We start from the raw sequence: 17,688 nt of genomic DNA on the forward strand, positions 1-17,688 counted from the left end.
TTTGGCGTACAACACGATTCGCTGTCCGGGGTTGGCGAGTCGCTTGGTGTGATACAGGGCCAGGGCTTTGCCTTTGTCGAAGATGGCCAGGTAGTGGTGGGCGTGGCGGGCCAGCCGGATGACGTCGCTCATGGGCAGCAGGGTGCCGCCGCCGGTCAGGGCCCGTCCGGCGGCGGCTTCCAGTTCTGCCAGGGTGGTGGTGACCACGATGGAGGCCGGCAGGCCGTTGTGCTGACCCAACTCGCCCGAAGCGAGTAGGCCCCGCAGCGCGGCGTTGAGTGCGTCGTGGTGGCGCTGGGCGGCGCTGCGGCTATCCCGTTCGATGGCCTGTTCGCTGGGGGCGCCCTCGATGCGGGGGGTGTCGTCGAGGGGGTTGCACATGCCGGGTGCGGCGAGTTTGGCCAGCACCGCTTCGAGGGTGGCGCGGGTTTCGGGGGTGAGCCAGCCGCGCAGCGCCGTCATGTCCGTCGGGTTGCTGGGTGCTAAGGGTCAGGCCGCGTTGGCGGGCGCGGTCTGCGTCGGTGAAGGTGCCGTCGGGGTTGAGGCAGTCGGCCAGCACGGCGGCGAGTTTGTCGAGGTGTTCGGGCCGGTAGCGGGTGCCTTCGGTGGCGAGTTTGGCCTCGGCCTGTTCGCGGGTGGCCGGGTCGATCCAGCCGGGCAATTGGTGGTAGAACTTGCGGATCACCGCGACCTGCCCGGGTCCCAGGGTGCCCTGGCGCTGTTTGGCGGCGGTGGCGGCCAGCGCCGGTGCGATGGGCTCGCCGGTCAACCCGTGGCGCGGGCCGAGGTCGGCGGCTTCCTTGATGCGTCGGGCGGCTTCGGCGCGGCTGATCAACGTCCAGTCGGCGATCGCATCCGAGAGCTTGCCGCCCAACTCCGCGGAAGTCGATTGCCGGGCAAGGGCGTTGATCAGCGGGTGCTCAAGGGACGGTATCCGCCGGCGCAGCCGCTCGAAGCGCTGCAGCAACGCCAGTTGCTCCGGGGTGGTCAACGCCTGGCAATCGAACGCTACAACCCCGTCGAAGGCCGCGTCGAGCGCGTCCAACGCCGACGACAGCGCCTCGCGATCAACCACTGCTCCCACACCCTCAAACTAGCCACCCCCACCGACATTTAGGTTTAGTGGGCGTCCGCGGACGGCGCGAGCCCACCGACCGGAACATCTTGGTGATTCCTGATTTTTGAGTGGCCGTCCGAGGGCGCGTCTCGGGTGCCGACTGGTGTCTCTATTCGGGAACTTGGAGCCGCTGGAGAGCGGACTTCTACTTACGGAATGTCTGGGCCATGCCCGTCGGAGCCGGGGACTGACCTGGATCCGTCGAAAGGATGTGCGTGGAACTGATATTGGGTATCGACCTGGCCTGCCGGACTGCTCACCAAGCATCGCTGGCTCGCCCTGATGGGACGTTCGTATGGACCGGACGAAAGTTCTTCACCCGACCCGCCGAACTTGAGAAACTTTGGAAGGCGATCGAACTCGGCAAGCAAGACACGCTGCGCGTCGTGATGGAGCCGACCCGCAACGCATGGGCCCCGCTCGCATCGTGGTTTCGCCACCGCGGCGCCCGGATCTCGATGGTGCCCACCACCCAGTCGGCAGACCTGCGCGCCTACTACTCCAAACACACCAAAAACGATCGTCTGGATTCCAGGCTGCTGGCCCGACTGCCGCTGCTGCACCCCGAAGGGCTGCGCGAGCACACCGGTGACGGTCCGGCCGAACCGCTGCGACGGGTCGTCAAAATCCGCTCCTCGATTGTCAAACGCCGCACCGCGGTCTTCCAGCGACTCGACGCCCAACTCGAGCTGCTCGGGCCGGCCTGGTACGACGCCCTGGGATCCAACTACGGCAAGGCCGCACTGGCGCTGCTCGCCCGCTACGGCGACCCCCACAGCCTGATCCGTCTCGGACACGCCCGGCTGACCCGGTTCCTGATCCGCCATTCTCGCGGCGCCTGGCGTGAACCCCACGCCACCATGCTGTTGACCGCTGCCCAAGAATCACTGCAGCTGTGGGGATCTGGCGCGGATGCCCGCATCGACTTCGCCGAACTGGCCGCCGATATCGCCACCGAGGCCGAACAAGCTCAGATGCTCACCGAGCAGATCGACGACCTCGACGAGCGCTGCGCCAACCTCTACGCCGAGGCCGACCCCACCGCAATCATCGCCTCAGCACCCGGCGTTGGGCCCGTCACCTGCGCCATCATCGCCGGCCGCATCGGCGACCCGCACCGATTTCATTCCCTGGCCGCGATCCGCGCCTATTCGGGTCTCGTTCCCAAGCTCAGCCAGTCCGGACAAGCCGAACACCAGCACGGGCTCACCAAAGCTGGCGACCCGCTACTGCGTGAAGCCCTCTTCAACGCCGCCGACCAGGCCCGCAAAATTGATCCGCAACTGGCCGCAAAATACCAACGCCTGATGAGCACCGAGCGACACCACGACTCAGCGATCTGCCACATCGCCACCATCCTGCTCACCCGCATTGCCACCTGCTGGCGCACCGGCCAGCACTACGTTCTGCGCGACACCGACGGCCGCCCGGTCACCGAGGAGGAAGGCCGCCGCACCATCCGCACCCACCACACCGTCGACAAGAAGACCCGCATCAACGCTGCTAGCAAGCGTTACTCACAACGCCAGAAAGGCAGGACAGGCCGGGAACAACAGGAGTCGCCAAGCGCTCCAATTCACCGGCCCGTCCATCCCAGGATAAAACCCACCGAAGTCGCTTAACTCCACCGAAGCCGCTTGACTCTCGTTAGGAACTCAGAACCCGGCCCACAAGCCGCCATAGATTCACACTCGCGCAATTGATTTGGGATGTGCGACTATTGTCCGCTCGATGCGCGGCACGGCCCAGGCCGGTGCCGTCCGATTTCTCGTACCGAGACCTGCCGGTCGAGGTCCCGCGTCTTGTCGGTGCGCAGACCTAAACTCGCGATGCCTCGGTAACACGCACTTGGAAAGGGGGTTGCGGGCATGCGATTCCTGCACACCGCCGACTGGCAGCTGGGCATGACCCGGCACTTCCTCGCCGGTGACGCGCAACCACGCTATTCGGCGGCCCGCCGCGACGCGGTTGCCAACCTGGGGGCGCTGGCGGCGGAGGCGGGCGCCGAGTTCGTCGTCGTGTCGGGTGACGTCTTCGAACACAATCAACTTCCCCCCAAGGTCATCGGGCAGTCCTTGGAAGCCATGCGCGCCATCGGGATTCCGGTCTACCTGCTGCCCGGCAACCACGATCCCCTCGACGCCTCGTCGGTGTACACCAGCGCGCTGTTCACCGCCGAGCGTCCCGACAATGTGGTGGTGCTCGATCAGGCCGGCGTGCACCGCGTGCGTCCCGGGCTCGAGATCGTCGCCGCGCCGTGGCGCTCGAAGGTCCCGACCACCGATTTGGTCGCCGACGTCCTGGACGGCCTGCCCGCTGCCGCGGTCACCCGGATCCTCGTGGCGCACGGCGGGGTGGACACCCTGGATCCCGATCGGGACAAGCCCTCGCTGATCCGGCTCGCCACGGTTGACGACGCGCTGTCCCGCGGCGCGGTGCACTATGTTGCGCTCGGGGACAAGCACTCGCTCACCCAGGTCGGCGGTAGCGGCCGGGTGTGGTATTCCGGCTCCCCGGAAGTCACCAACTTCGACGACGTGGAATCCGACCCCGGCCATATCCTGGTCGTCGACATCGACGAAGCCGACCCGCAGCGCGCGGTCACTGTGACCCCACACCGCGTCGGAACCTGGCGGTTCGTCACCATGCACCGGCAGGTCGACACCAGCCGCGACATCGCCGACCTCGACGTCAACCTGGACCTGATGACCGAGAAGGACCGGACCGTGGTGCGTCTGGCGCTGACCGGCTCGCTGACGGTCACCGACCGCGCCGCGCTGGACGCCTGCCTGGACAAATACGCACGGCTGTTCGGGTGGCTGGGCCTGTGGGAACGTCACACCGACCTGGCGGTGATGCCGGCCGACGGCGAATTCAGCGATCTCGGCATCGGAGGTTTTGCGGCCGCGGCAGTCGAAGAGCTGGTGGCGACCGCTCGCGAGGAGGGCTGCGCCACCGCCGCCGACGCGCAGGCCGCGCTTGCGCTACTGCTGCGCCTCACCGATCGGGGTGCGGCGTGAAGCTGCACCGGTTGACCCTGACCAACTACCGCGGGATTCCGCACCGGGAAATCGAATTCCCCGATCACGGCGTCGTGGTGGTGTGTGGCGCCAACGAGATCGGCAAGTCGTCGATGATCGAAGCCCTGGATTTGCTGCTGGAAGCCCGGGACCGCTCGACAAAGAAGGAAGTCAAACAGGTCAAGCCCACCCACAGCGACGTGGGCTCCGAAGTGTCCGCCGAAATAAGTTGCGGCCCTTACCATTTCGTCTATCGAAAGCGGTTTCACAAGAAGTGCGAGACGGAGCTGACGGTGCTTCGCCCGTGCCGCGAACAACTGACCGGCGACGAGGCCCACGAACGGGTCCGGGCGATGCTGGCTGAGACGGTGGACAGCGACCTGTGGCACGCCCAGCGGGTGCTGCAGTCGGCGTCGACCGCCGCGGTGGATCTGTCCGGGTGCGACGCGCTCTCCCGCGCACTTGATGTCGCCGCCGGCGATAGCGGGGGGCTGTGCGGCACCGAGCCCTTGCTCATCGAACGCATCGACGCCGAATACGGGCGTTATTTCACCCCGACCGGACGCCCGACGGGCGAGTGGGCCGCCGCGATCGCCCGGCTGGCCGACGCCGAGGCCGCGGTCGCCGAGTGCGCGGCCGCGGTCGCGGAGGTCGACGAACGGGTGGCCCGCCACGCCGTGTTGACCCAGCAGGTCGCCGACTTCTCCCAGCGGCGCATCGCCGTCGGCCCGCGGGTGGCCGCCGCGCAGGAAGCCGCCGAAAAGGTCGCCGCGCTCACCGCGGAGCAGCGCGAAGCCCAGCTGGTCGCCGACGCCGCGGTCGCCACCGCTGCCGCCGCCGACGGCGCCCATACCGCACGCCGGCAATTGCTGGCCGAAATCGACACCCGAGCGAAGGCTGTCGCCGAAACGCAGGCGCAGGCCGAAGAAGCGGTCGCTGCACAAGCCGCGGCGCACGCGGAGGCCGAAGCGTCCGACGCCGCGCTGCAGCAGGCCGCCGATGCCCTTGCCGAGCTGCACGGCCGGGCCGAATCCGCGCGGTGCACGGTTGATCGGCTCGCCGGCCGCGAAGAGGCCGACCGGCTGACCGCCAGGCTGGCCAAGATCGACGCCATCGAGCGGGATCGCGAGCGAATCGACGCCCAGCTCACCACCATCGCGGTCACCGAGGCGGTGCTACGACGCATCGAGGACGCCGCGGCCGCCGTCGACCGCACCGGCGACCAGTTGGCGCTGACCTCGGCGGCCATCGAATTCACCGCTGCCGCGGACATCCGCCTCATCGTCGGCGGCCGGCAGGTCTCGCTACAGGCCGGGCGGAGCTGGTCTACCACCGCCGCGGGACCTACCGAGGTGGAGGTCCCCGGAGTACTCACCGCCCGGGTCACCCCGGGCGCGACCACGCTGGACGTTCACGCCAAACATGCTGCAGCACAAGAAGAGTTGGTTGCGGCACTGGCGGCCGGAGACGTGGCCGACCTCGCCGCCGCGCGATCCGCCGACCAGCGCCGCCGGGAGCTGCAGGGCACCCGCGATCAGCTCGTCGCAACCCTGGCCGGCCTGTGCGGCGACGAGCGGATCGAGGAGCTGCGCTCGCGGCTCGCCCAACTGCACGCCCAACACCCCGCCGAGGCCGATGCCGTTCCCATGGACATCGGGGCCGCGCGCGCCGAACTCGCCGTGGTGGTTCAGGCCCGCGAGGCCGCGTCGAGCGAATGCGAGGCGCGCCGTCAGGCCGCTGCCGCGGCGGCTACCAGGCTCGCCGAGGTGTCAACGCGGGCAACGGTTCTGCAGAACACCCTGGCGGCTCAGCGCGCGGAATTGGATGCCGCCACCGGACGGCTGACCGCCGAGCGGGTGTCGGCCGGTGATGCGGAACTTGCGGCTTCGGCGGACACGGCGCTGCGCGCGGCGCAGGCCGCGCAACAACGCGTCACCGAAGTCGCGGAAGCCCTGGCCGCGGCCGCGCCCGATGCGGTCGCCATCGAATTGGCCAATGCCACAAGGGAAGCCGACTCGCTGCGCGAGCGCTATGAAGAGGTCGCGCGCGCACTGCGCGAAATCACCATAGAACTCTCGGTATTCGGCGGTGAGGGCCGCCAAGGCAAGCTCGACGCCGCGGAAACGGAGCGTGAACACGCCGCCAGCGAACACACCCAGGTGGGCGCTCGCGCGCGGGCCGCGCAACTGCTGCGCTCCGTGATGACGCGCCACCGCGACACCACCCGGCGTCGCTATGTCGAGCCCTATCGTGCGGAACTGCAGCGGCTCGGCCGTCCGGTGTTCGGCCCCACTTTCGAGGTCGACATCGACAGCGACTTGTGCATCCGCAGCCGCACGCTGGACGGCATCACGGTGCCGTACGAATCCCTGTCCGGCGGGGCCAAGGAGCAGCTCGGCATCCTGGCCCGGCTGGCCGGCGCGGCCCTGGTCGCCAAGGAGGACGCCGTCCCGGTGGTGGTCGACGACGCACTCGGTTTCACCGACCCGGACCGCTTGACCAAAATGGGCGAACTGTTCGACACCGTGGGAATCCACGGGCAGGTGATCGTGCTGACCTGCAGCCCCCACCGCTACGACGGTGTCAGGGGCGCGCACCGCATCGATCTCAGCGCTTAGCCCAACCGGCCGGCCGCGGCCGATATTGCCGGGCTCCGAGCAATCCGGTGCCACACCGGCGCCTCGCCTGCAGAATGGGACCATGTTGGGCCGACGCGAATGACGATGAACGCGAAGCGCAGCCGGATGCAGCAGAAGCTGGCGCAACTGCCCGGTGTGCGACCCGTGCGCAGGCCAATCTCACCGCACAGCGCCGAAGAGTTCGATCTTTACTACGTGCGCGCGGGCCGCAAGTCTTCTCGTCCGGTGGTCATCATTCCCGGGGGTCCGGGGGTGGCGTCGGTGCAGATGTACAAGGGGCTGCGGCGGCGCGCGGCGGCGGCCAGCCTCGACGTGATCATGATCGAACATCGTGGGGTGGGCATGTCGCGTCACGACGATTCGGGCGCCGATTTGCCCCCGCAGTCGATGACCGTGAACCAGGTGGTTGACGACGTGGCCGCGGTGCTCGACGACGCGCAAGCGGAGTCGGCCGTCATCTACGGGGCCTCGTACGGCACCTATATCGCCGCCGGGGTCGGGGTGCGGCATCCGCAGCGGGTGCGGGGCATGGTGCTCGATTCGCCGCTGCTGTCCCGGCACGACATCGTCATCGTGCGCCGCGCGATTCGCCGGTTGCTGCTCAAGGGCGACAGCCCCGAAACCGCTTCGGTGGCACCCAAAATGCGCAAACTTGTCGACGCCGGGATCATGGATGCGGCGGCAACACAGGTCGTGGCGACGATATACGGCTACGGCGGGACCGATCTGCTCGAGCGGCAACTCGACCTGCTACTCGATGGCCGGAAGTTGCTGTGGTGGGCGCTGTCCCGGTTCACCAGCCTGGGCAACCTGCCGTATCGCTACGAGGAAGACCTGGTGAGCCGCATCGCCTTCCGCGAACTGGACTACGCGGCCGAACCCGACGGCCTGCCGCTCGACCCGGCCGTGGCGGAAAGCAAAACGCGCACACAGCGGGTGACTTTCGAGGACGAGCCCTATGACCTGCCGGCCGAAATGCCGAAATTCGACTGGCCCACCGCGGTGGTCTCCGGTGGTCGGGATCTGATCACCCCGCCGGCGGTCGCCCAGCGGGTGGCGTCGCTGCTGCCCAATGCGCTGCTCTTGAGCCTGCCGAGCATGGCGCACAGCGCGTTGGACTTCCGTGAGGCCGTCGCGCTCGCCAGCGCGGATGCGGTTCGGCGGGGGGACCTCAACGGGCTGGCCGCACGGGTGGCGGCGCTGGACGCGCTGCCGCCGCGCCCCGAAGTGCGACTGCTGTGGAAGGCGCTCGGAGCGGCGGCGATCGCCGAGGGCGCGCTGCCGATCCCTCATCGGCTGCGGCAGCGGCTCAACTTCGCGTGAACCCGATAGCGGTGTAGTCGAGGTCGGCGAGGCCGGCCGCGCCGAAATTGGCCAGCGTGCTGCGCACCGCGACATCCCCGGGCGACTGCGTCAGCGGAAGGCTGAATCCCTCGGCCCAGATGAGCTTGTCGACATCGTTGGCCAGTGCCCGCGCCTTGGCCGGGTCGAGTTCTTCCAGGGTGTTCTCGATGGCCGCGTCGATCCGTTCACTGCCGATCTTGCCGAAATTACTTTCCCCGTCCGACTTGTAGATTTGGGTCAGGGCCGAGAGCGGGAATGCGTCCCCGAGCCAACCGAATTGGGCCATATCGAAAGCCCCGACGTTGATGTAATTGGTGAAAAAGCCGCTGCCGGACCGGGAGACCAGCTCGAGCTTGACCCCGATCTGGGCGAGGCTGTGCTGGGCGATCTGGGCGAACTGTCGGCTGCCCTGGGCGTCATAGAACAAATCGCGGATAACCAGCTGTCGGCCGTCCTTCTCCCGGAACTCGCCGGCCCGCTTCCAGCCCAACGCGTCGAGCTCCCGGCTGGCCGCGGCCGGATCGTAGGGAAGGACCGAGCTGTTGTCCTGATAGCCCTGCTGCCCTGCCACATAGATGTGGTTGCCCAGCGCCACCGGGCTACTGGTCAGACCGTATTGCACCACCCTGGCGATGGTCTGCCGGTCAATGCCCTTGGCCACCGCGACGCGCAGCGCCCTGTCGGACAGGATCGAGCCCGGGGCGCCGTTGAAAGTGAAGTGTGACCACGCCGGTGCGGGCGCGCGCCGGATCGAGATTCCCTTGGTGCGCTGGGCGATGGTCAGCTGGTCGATCGTGCCGACCCCGGTGGCGTCGATGGTGTTGTTCTGCAGCGCCGGCAGCCGCGCGGCATCGTCGAGCACCAGGTAGGTGATGGTGTCCAGGCGAGGCCGCGCCCCCCACCATTTCGGGTTGCGGCTCAACATGATCCGCTGGGTGGTCCGATCCAGCGAAGAGACGACGAACGGCCCGGCCGACGGGCCGGGAGCCGCCAGCTGGCCGTGGTTGAACGCCTCCGGGGTCGCCGTCATGCTCTTGGGCAGCAGCATGCCGTTGCCGGCGAACATGCCGCGCCATTCGGCGTACGGCTTGGCGAAGGTCATGATGGCCTGCCGGTCGTCGACGCCGCGGGTGACCGAGGCGACGCGGTCGGCGCCGCCGGGTCCGGCGATCTCGAAGGCCTTGTCGGCGCCGCTCAGGGCGTGGATCTGGCTGGCGATATCCTCCCAGGTGATCGGCGTGCCATCGGACCACACCGCCCTGGGGTTGATCGTGTACGTAACCACCTGTGGCGCGGTGCCGGTGAGCTCGATGCTGGTGAAGTAGTCGGTGTCGACCGTCGTGGAGCCGTCCGGCCCGATGATGAAGGCCCGCGGCAGGGTGGCCTTCATCATCGCGGAGACGTCGGCCGAATTGCCGTCGATGTGCAAGATGTTGAAGTTCGGCGGAAATTCGGTGAGCGCCAGCCGCAGGTCACCGCCGTCTTGCAGAGTGGCCGGATCGTGCGGGTTGACGTCGCTCGTCGAGCCGATCCGCGCGTTCTGGCCCGTTTCGGGGACCAGGCTGACGGCCGGCGAGCAGCCCGACAGTGCCAGCGTCATCGCGGAGAACACCGCGGCGAAGCGGATTCCCCGACGCGCCACCCGGCTAGGCACGTCTGGCCGGATCCGGTCGCGGCACCGCGTTCAGCAGCCGCCGGGTGTATTCGTGTCGCGGATCGTCGAAGACTCGGCGGCTCTCGCCCTGCTCCACGATCGAGCCGGCATACATCACCACGACGTCGTGCGCCAGGTGTTTGATAACCGAAAGATCATGGGAGACAAACAGATACGATAGGCCGAACCGCTCTTGCAGGTCCAACAGCAGGTTGATGATCCCCGCCTGGATGGATACGTCGAGCGCGGAAACCGGTTCGTCGAGCGCCAGGATCTTCGGTTGCAGCGCCAGCGCGCGGGCGATGCCAATGCGCTGCTTTTGCCCGCCGGAGAATTCGGCGGGGTAACGGAGCGCGTCGGCGCGGCGCAGGCCCACGATGTCCAGCAGCTCGGCGACGCGCGCATTGGTGTGACTCTTGTCGAACCCGTTGGCCCGCAAGGGTTCCGCCAGCAACTCGAACACCGGTAGCCGCGGGTCCAGCGACGCGACCGGGTCTTGGAACACGACCTGGATGTCGCGCCGCAGTGATCGCCTGCGCGCCGTGCTCAACGTGGTGACATCGGTGCCCAGCACTTCGATCGAACCCGATTGGGGCCCGGTGAGTTCCAGGATCTCGTGCAGGGTGGTCGACTTGCCCGAACCGGACTCCCCGACGATGCCCAGGGTGCGGCCCTGTCGCAGCTCGAAACTGACGCCGTCGACGGCGCGGATCTCACCGGCGCTGCGGCGCAACACGCCCTTCGTCAGCCGGTAGGTCTTGGTCAGGTCGCGCACCGCAACCACCACCGAGGTGTCGGCCGATCCCGCTTGAGGGGCTTCGGTGCTCACTCCGTAGATGTCCGCGGCGCTTCGGCCGTCAACCCGCTCGGTGCGGATGCAGGCCGCCCCGTGATCGGTGCCGACGGGAAGCAATTCCGGCTCCTCGAGCCGGCATTCGTCGATGGCCAGCGGACAGCGCGGCGCGAACGGGCAGCCGGGATCCAGGCCGACCAGCGACGGCGGCGCCCCGGGGATCGGCACCAGCCTGGTGCCCTGGGCGGCGTCGAGTCGCGGCACCGAACCCAGCAGCCCGACGGTGTAGGGCATGCGCCGATCCCGGTACAGCGTTAACACATCGGCTGATTCGACGATCCGCCCGGCATACATCACCAGCGCCCGGTCGGCGAACTCGGCGACCACACCGAGGTCGTGGGTGATGATGAGCACCCCGGCGCCGGTGATGTCGCGGGCCGTCTTGAGCACCTCGAGGATCTGCGCCTGCACCGTCACATCGAGCGCGGTGGTCGGCTCGTCGCAGATCAACAGGTCCGGGTCGTTGGCGATCGCGATCGCGATCACCACCCGCTGCCGCTCGCCGCCGGACAGCTCATGGGGGAACGCGCGGGCGCGCCGTTGCGGCTGGGCGATTCCCACCAGCTCGAGCAGTTCCACCGCACGCCTGCGGGCGGCCTTCTTGCCCACCCGGGGCTGATGGATCTCGATCGCCTCGGCGATCTGATCGCCGACGGTGTAGACCGGCGTCAGCGCCGACATCGGGTCCTGGAACACCATGCCGACCGTCTTGCCGCGAAAGCGCGACATGGCGTCGTCGCCGAGGCCCAGCAGTTCGGTGCCGTGCAACCGGACCGAGCCGCGCACTTGCGCGTATTCGGGCAACAGGCCGATCGCCGCCATGGCCGAAACGGACTTCCCGGAACCGGATTCGCCGACCATCGCGACGACCTCTCCCGGTTCGATGCGGTAGCTGATGCCGCGCACGGCGGTCACCGGCGCGCCGCCGGCTCCGAAGGTGACGGCCAAGTCGGTCACCTCGAGCAGCCCGCTCATCGGCCCCCACCCCGCAACCCCGCGCTGCCGGGGTCGAGCGCGTCGCGCAACCCGTCGCCGGTGAGGTTGGCGCACACCAGGATCAGCACCAGCACGCCCGCGGGAAACAGAAACACCCACGGAAAGGTGGTCGCCGATTGGGTGCCGTTGGCGATCAACGTTCCCAGCGACACGTCCGGCGGCTGGATGCCGAAACCCAAAAAGCTCAGGCCGGTTTCGGCCAGGATGGCCGAGGCGACGTTGAGCGCGGCGTCGATGATCAGGATGGAAGCCACATTCGGCACCACGTGGCCGATGATGATGCGACGGCTCGATACCCCCATATACCGCGCAGCCCGGATGAATTCGCGTTCCCGCAGACTCATGGTCATGCCGCGCACCATGCGTGAACTGACCATCCACCCGAACCCGGCCAAGAGCAACACCAGCATCAACACGTTGGCCGAGGTCTTGATGCGCGGCGTCACGATGGCGATGAGGATGAAGCTGGGCACCACCAACAGCAGGTCGACCACCCACATCAGCGCACGGTCGCGCCAGCCACCGAAATAGCCTGAGATCGACCCGACCGTGGCGGCGATGCCGGTGGAGATCACCGCGACGCACACGCCGATCAGCATCGACTTCTGCATGCCGCGCAGGATTTGCGCCAACAGGTCCTGACCCAGCGCGTTGGTGCCCAGCCAGTGCCGCGCGTTCGGCGGCTGCAGCAGCGCGGTGAAATCGAGGTCTTCGTAGGAGTACGGCAACACTGCGGGCAGCGCGTAGCAGCCGACGAACAACCCAACCAGCAGCGTCAGCGAGGCCACCGCCAACCGGTTGCGGCCAAACCGCCGAAGCACCAGGGCGCGCCGCGAGGCGAAGTCGGTGACCTCGTGACCCGAAAAGCCGTGGGCGCCATCGATATCCGGTGCGGGGGTGGCGGGGGTCATGACACCCGCACCCGTGGATCAAGAGCCGCGTAGAACACGTCCGAGAGCAGACCTGCCAGCAACACCACCGCACCGGAGAACAGGGTGATCGCCGCGATGATGTTGGTGTCCTGAGTCGCGATGCCCTGCACCAGCCATTCGCCCATGCCGTGCCAGCCGAAGATCTTCTCCACGAACACCGCTCCGGTGACCAGGCCGGCCACCCCGTAGGCGAACAGGGTGGCCAGCGGGATCAGTGCGGTCCGCAGCCCGTGCTTTACCAGCGCCCGCCGGCGGGTCAGCCCTTTGGCACGGGCGGTGCGAATGAAATCCTGGCCCAGGACGTCGAGCATCGCGTTGCGTTGGTATCGGCTGTAGCCGGCCGCAGCGGCCAGCGCCAGGGTCAGCGACGGCAGGACCAGGTGCCGCAACCGGTCGAGCAGTTGAGCGCCGACCCCGGCGGTCACCCCCGGTGAAGTCTCCCCGGTGTAGTCGAAAACGTGGATGCCCAACACCCAGTTCGCCCGCAGCGCACCAAGGATCAGCAGGCTGGCGATCACGAATGTCGGGGTGCTGAGCACCAGCAGCGCCACCATGGTGACGACGCGATCGCTGAGCCGATACTGCCGAATGGCGCCCCACGCGCCGGCCGCGATGCCCAGGACGGTGCCCGCCAGCGAACCGATGACGAGCAGGCGCAGGGTGACTCCGACGCGACGCCACAGTGTGGTCCCGACGGGCTGCCCGGTGACCGTCTTGCCGAAGTCGCCGCGGACGGCGTGTGACGCCCAGTGCGCGTAGCGGATCGGTATCGCCTCGTCTAGGCCGAGCGAGTGGGCTTTGGCATCGATCACGGCCTGCGGCGGCCGCGGGCTGCGCTGCAGCAGGCTGTCGAGTGGCCTGAAGGCCACCGACGTCAGGCAGAACGTGAGAAACGATGCCAGCGCCAGCAGCGCCACGTAGTTGAGCAACCGGCGTGCCAAAAACCGAGTCATGCCCGTCCGCACACCCCACGTCGCATTGGGACAGGCTATCGAGCCGGCGGCACAGCGTCGCGCGTTGCGGCGTCCGGCGCGCTCGGTCGCCTTTCGATCCGGTTGATTCTCACGGGTGAATCGCGTGTGATCGGTTGTTAGGATCCACCGCGGCACCGGGCCGTGCAGCAAACGCATACGTATCGGGCCGCGACACTCCCAAGGAGGCTGGTGTGACGGTTACCGATGATTACCTGGCCAATAACACCGACTATGCGAGCACCTTCAAAGGGCCACTGCCGATGCCGCCGGCCAAACATGTCGCGGTCGTCGCCTGCATGGATGCCCGGCTCGATGTCTATCGCATGCTCGGGCTCAACGAGGGGGAGTCCCACGTCATCCGCAACGCCGGCGGGGTCGTCACCGACGACGTCGTCCGCTCGCTGGCCATCAGCCAGCGGTTGCTGGGAACGCGGGAGATCATCCTGATTCACCACACCGACTGCGGCATGCTCACCTTCACCGACGACGACTTCAAGCGCGGCATCCAGGAGGAGACGGGCATCAAGCCCTGGTGGGCGGCCGAGGCGTTCGGCGACCCCGCCGAGGACGTCCGGCAGTCGCTGCGCCGCCTGGAGGCCAGCCCGTTCGTCACCAAGCACGTCTCCGCGCGCGGATTCGTGTTCGACGTGGCCACCGGCAAACTCAACGAGGTGACGCTCTAGCCGTCAGCCGACCTTGTAGGTCGCCAGCGCCTTGGCGACCAGCGTCCCCTCCGCGTCGACGATCTCGGCCTCGCAGTTGACCAGCGAGCGGCCGCGCCGCAGCGCCCGGCCGACGCCGATAACGTCGGTGGCCCGGGCCGGGGCGATGAAGTCCAGCGCCATGGAGACGGTCACGCCCCGCAATTCGGGTGGCGCCTGCGTTCCGCACCACGCCGCCGCCATGACGGTGAGATCGGCGAGCGTGGCGATGGCGCCGCCGTGGACCATGTCGCCGATGGTCACGTTGGACGGGTCCCAGGGCAACCGCAGCCGCACCTCGTCGTCTTCGAGCCGGTCGGCGACGATGCCCAGCTTGACCACGAATGGGGATTGGGGGAGGAACTGCGCGATGACGTCGCGACCGCTCGGTGTGGCTGTTCCGGCGGGTTGAGGGGTGGCAGTCATCCGTCCATGCTTTCGCACCGTCACCGGCCACAAAAGTACCGCCACGCCTGTTGACGCGATGTGTCCTGTGGCCGGCGCGCGCGCCACCGGCCCGGCGGCTCGTCATACCCGCGGTTGACAGCGCCAGCGGCGAGCTGGTCTCATATGTTGTTAAGATGCCAAACTTGGTCAGTTCTACCAGATTTAGCCCAGGGAAGCGTTTATTCGAGGAGGCTATGACCGGTGATCTGAAGGTTGCCCCGGCCGCCGGGCAGTACGAGTTGAGCCATCTGCGCTCGCTGGAGGCCGAGGCGATCCACATCATTCGCGAGGTGGCCGCGGAGTTCGAGCGGCCGGTGCTGCTGTTCTCGGGCGGTAAGGATTCCATCGTCATGCTGCACCTCGCGCTGCGGGCGTTCCGTCCCGGGCGGTTGCCCTTCCCGGTGATGCATGTCGACACCGGGCACAACTTCGACGAGGTGATCGCGACCCGTGACGAGTTGGTCGCCGAGCACGGTGTGCGCCTGGTGATCGCCTCGGTCCAGGACGACATCGACGCCGGGCGGGTCGTCGAGCCCCGCCAGGGGCGGAACTCGATTCAGACTGTGACCCTGCTGCGCGCCATCCGGGAGAACAAGTTCGATGCCGCCTTCGGGGGAGCGCGCCGCGACGAGGAGAAGGCCCGCGCCAAGGAACGCGTCTTCAGCTTGCGCGACGAGTTCGGCCAATGGGATCCCAAGGCGCAGCGGCCCGAGCTGTGGAACCTGTACAACGGCCGGCACCACAAGGGTGAGCATATCCGGGTGTTCCCGTTGTCCAACTGGACCGAGTTCGACATCTGGTCCTACATCGGCGCCGAGCACATCGCGCTGCCGTCGATCTATTACGCGCACCGGCGCAAGGTGTTTCGTCGCGACGGCATGCTGCTGGCGGTAGACCGCAACATGAAACCGGGCGACGACGAGCCGGTGTTCGAGGCGACGGTTCGGTTCCGCACCGTCGGCGACGTCACGTGCACCGGGTGCGTGGAATCGCAGGCCGCCACGGTGGACGAGGTCATCGCCGAAACCGCGGTGTCCCGGCTCACCGAACGCGGGGCCACCCGGGCCGACGACCGCATCTCGGAGGCGGGCATGGAAGACCGTAAACGGCAGGGATACTTCTGATGACAACGCTTTTGCGGCTCGCGACCGCGGGTTCGGTCGACGATGGCAAGTCCACGCTGATCGGCCGCCTGCTGTATGACTCCAAGGCCGTGATGGAAGACCAGTGGGCCGCGGTGGAACAGACGTCCAAGGACCGCGGCCACGACTACACCGACCTGGCGCTGGTGACCGACGGCCTGCGGGCGGAGCGCGAACAGGGCATCACGATCGACGTCGCCTACCGCTACTTCGCCACTCCCAAGCGCAAATTCATCATCGCCGACACCCCCGGCCACATCCAGTACACCCGCAACATGGTGACCGGCGCGTCGACCGCGCAACTGGTGATCGTGCTTGTCGACGCGCGGCATGGCTTGCTGGAGCAGTCGCGCCGGCATGCCTTCCTGGCGTCGCTGCTGGGCATCCAGCACATCGTGCTCGCGGTCAACAAGATGGACCTCATCGGTTGGGACAGAGAAAAATTCGAGGCGATCCGGGACGAATTCCACGCTTTCGCGGCACGCCTGGACGTGCACGACGTGGCCACCATTCCGTTGTCGGCGCTGCATGGCGACAACGTGGTGACCAAGTCCGACCAGACACCCTGGTACGAGGGCCCGGCGTTGCTGTCACACCTCGAAGAGGTGTACATCGCCGGTGACCGCAACCTAATCGACGTGCGGTTCCCGGTCCAGTACGTCATCCGCCCGCACACCCGCGAACACCAGGACCACCGCAGCTACGCCGGCACGGTCGCCAGCGGGGTCATGCGGCCGAACGACGAAGTGGTGGTGCTGCCGGTCGGCAAGCGCAGCCGGATCACCGCGATAGACGGGCCGTATGGTCCGGTGCAAGAAGCCTTTCCGCCGATGGCCGTGTCGCTGACCCTGGCCGACGAGATCGACATCTCGCGCGGGGACCTGATCGCCCGCACCCATAATCAGCCCAGGGTCGCGCAGGAGTTCGACGCGACGGTGTGCTGGATGGCCGACAATGCGGCGCTCGAGCCCGGCCGCGACTACGTCATCAAGCACACCACCCGGACCACGCACGCGAAGGTGACCGCGCTCGACTACCGGCTGGACGTCAACACCCTGCATCGCGACAAGAGCGCAACGGCGTTGCGGCTCAACGAACTCGGCCGCATTTCGCTGCGCACCCAGGTGCCGCTGCTGCTCGACGAGTACACCCGCAACTCCAGCACCGGCTCGTTTATCCTCATCGACCCGCACACCAACGGCACGGTGGCGGCCGGCATGGTGCTGCGCGACGCTTCGGCGCAGTCAGCGAGCCCGAACACCGTGCGGCACAAGTCATCCGCCATCGCCGAGGCGCGGCCCCGGGGTAAAACGGTGTGGTTCACCGGCTTGTCCGGGTCCGGCAAGTCGCCGGTGGCGATGATTGTCGAGCAAAAGCTGCTCGAGAAGGGTTCTGCGGCATACGTTCTCGACGGCGACAACCTGAGGCACGGTTTGAACGCCGACTTGGGCTTTTCCATGGCGGACCGGGCCGAAAACCTGCGCCGGCTGGCGCACGTGGCGGCGCTGCTCGCCGACTGCGGCAACGTCGTGCTGGTACCGGCGATCAGTCCGCTGACCGAACAACGCGAACTGGCGCGCCAAGTGCACGCCGACGCCGGCTTCGACTTCATCGAGGTGTTTTGCGACACCCCGATCGAGGAGTGCGAAAAGCGTGATCCCAAGGGCCTGTACGCCAAAGCCCGGGCGGGCGAGATCACCCAGTTCACCGGCATCGACAGCCCGTATCAGCCACCGGTACACCCCGATCTGCGCCTGACCCCGGACGGTACCGTCGAGGAGCAGGCACAGCGGGTCATCGACCTGCTCGAATCACGCGGGTAGCACGCCGGATCAGCCAGGCTGCACCGAAATTGTGCCTCCGAGTGGC

12 protein-coding genes and 1 pseudogene are annotated in these 17,688 nt (G+C 67.7%); 7 read left to right on the plus strand and 6 right to left on the minus strand.

Annotated features, from left to right (window positions below):
* Positions 1-1,084 (minus strand): annotated as a pseudogene (locus BST14_RS00005) (13E12 repeat family protein); the annotation flags it as partial.
* A gap of 242 nt (positions 1,085-1,326) precedes the next feature.
* On the opposite strand from BST14_RS00005, the gene BST14_RS00010 reads away from it, so the two are divergent.
* The 4 genes from BST14_RS00010 to BST14_RS00025 all read left to right on the plus strand — a co-directional run bounded on the left by BST14_RS00010 (position 1,327) and on the right by BST14_RS00025 (position 8,099).
* Entirely contained in the window at positions 1,327-2,739 is a 1,413-nt protein-coding gene (locus tag BST14_RS00010) for an IS110 family RNA-guided transposase (protein WP_083062566.1), read from the plus strand.
* A 246-nt stretch (positions 2,740-2,985) separates the two neighbouring features.
* Positions 2,986-4,137 (plus strand): metallophosphoesterase family protein, encoded by a 1,152-nt coding sequence (locus tag BST14_RS00015; protein WP_083062567.1) that lies wholly within the window; start codon positions 2,986-2,988, stop codon positions 4,135-4,137.
* Positions 4,134-6,755 carry an AAA family ATPase gene (locus BST14_RS00020; RefSeq protein WP_083062568.1) on the plus strand — a complete coding sequence of 874 codons (2,622 nt, stop codon included), beginning with the start codon at positions 4,134-4,136 and terminating at the stop codon, positions 6,753-6,755. Before BST14_RS00015 ends, BST14_RS00020 begins: the two co-directional genes overlap by 4 nt.
* Before the next feature lie 99 nt (positions 6,756-6,854).
* Entirely contained in the window at positions 6,855-8,099 is a 1,245-nt protein-coding gene (locus tag BST14_RS00025; protein ID WP_083062569.1) for an alpha/beta fold hydrolase, read from the plus strand.
* Here BST14_RS00025 and BST14_RS00030 read toward each other — a convergent pair.
* From BST14_RS00030 to BST14_RS00045, 4 genes are read right to left on the minus strand one after another with little or no spacing between them, the layout of a single operon-like run.
* Entirely contained in the window at positions 8,086-9,720 is a 1,635-nt protein-coding gene (locus tag BST14_RS00030) for an ABC transporter family substrate-binding protein (protein ID WP_142279209.1), read from the minus strand. The genes BST14_RS00025 and BST14_RS00030 overlap by 14 nt on opposite strands.
* Positions 9,721-9,766: 46 nt before the next feature.
* Complete coding sequence (locus BST14_RS00035; RefSeq protein ID WP_083062571.1) at positions 9,767-11,602, minus strand: dipeptide ABC transporter ATP-binding protein; 1,836 nt, start codon at positions 11,600-11,602, stop codon at positions 9,767-9,769.
* A complete protein-coding gene (locus tag BST14_RS00040; RefSeq protein ID WP_083062572.1) occupies positions 11,599-12,534 on the minus strand; it encodes an ABC transporter permease in 936 nt (311 codons plus the stop codon). The genes BST14_RS00035 and BST14_RS00040 overlap by 4 nt, the downstream gene beginning before the upstream one ends.
* Positions 12,531-13,508, minus strand: a complete 978-nt coding sequence (locus BST14_RS00045) for an ABC transporter permease (protein WP_083062724.1) — start codon at positions 13,506-13,508, stop codon at positions 12,531-12,533. The genes BST14_RS00040 and BST14_RS00045 overlap by 4 nt, the downstream gene beginning before the upstream one ends.
* 212 nt (positions 13,509-13,720) lie before the next feature.
* Between BST14_RS00045 and BST14_RS00050 the strand changes: the two genes are divergently transcribed.
* Positions 13,721-14,212 carry a beta-class carbonic anhydrase gene (locus BST14_RS00050; RefSeq protein ID WP_083062573.1) on the plus strand — a complete coding sequence of 164 codons (492 nt, stop codon included), beginning with the start codon at positions 13,721-13,723 and terminating at the stop codon, positions 14,210-14,212.
* Between the two features lie 3 nt (positions 14,213-14,215).
* Here the strand turns inward: BST14_RS00050 and BST14_RS00055 are convergent, their stop codons facing one another.
* Entirely contained in the window at positions 14,216-14,656 is a 441-nt protein-coding gene (locus BST14_RS00055; RefSeq protein ID WP_083062574.1) for a PaaI family thioesterase, read from the minus strand.
* 155 nt (positions 14,657-14,811) lie between these two features.
* Between BST14_RS00055 and cysD the strand changes: the two genes are divergently transcribed.
* On the plus strand, positions 14,812-15,801 hold the full coding sequence (gene cysD, locus BST14_RS00060) for a sulfate adenylyltransferase subunit CysD (protein WP_142279201.1): 990 nt from the start codon (positions 14,812-14,814) through the stop codon (positions 15,799-15,801).
* Positions 15,801-17,642, plus strand: a complete 1,842-nt coding sequence (gene cysC, locus BST14_RS00065) for an adenylyl-sulfate kinase (protein ID WP_083062576.1) — start codon at positions 15,801-15,803, stop codon at positions 17,640-17,642. Before cysD ends, cysC begins: the two co-directional genes overlap by 1 nt.
* The last annotated feature ends 46 nt before the right edge of the window (positions 17,643-17,688 follow it).

It is taken from the genome of Mycobacterium arosiense ATCC BAA-1401 = DSM 45069 (assembly GCF_002086125.1).
Taxonomy (GTDB): Bacteria; Actinomycetota; Actinomycetes; order Mycobacteriales; family Mycobacteriaceae; genus Mycobacterium; species Mycobacterium arosiense.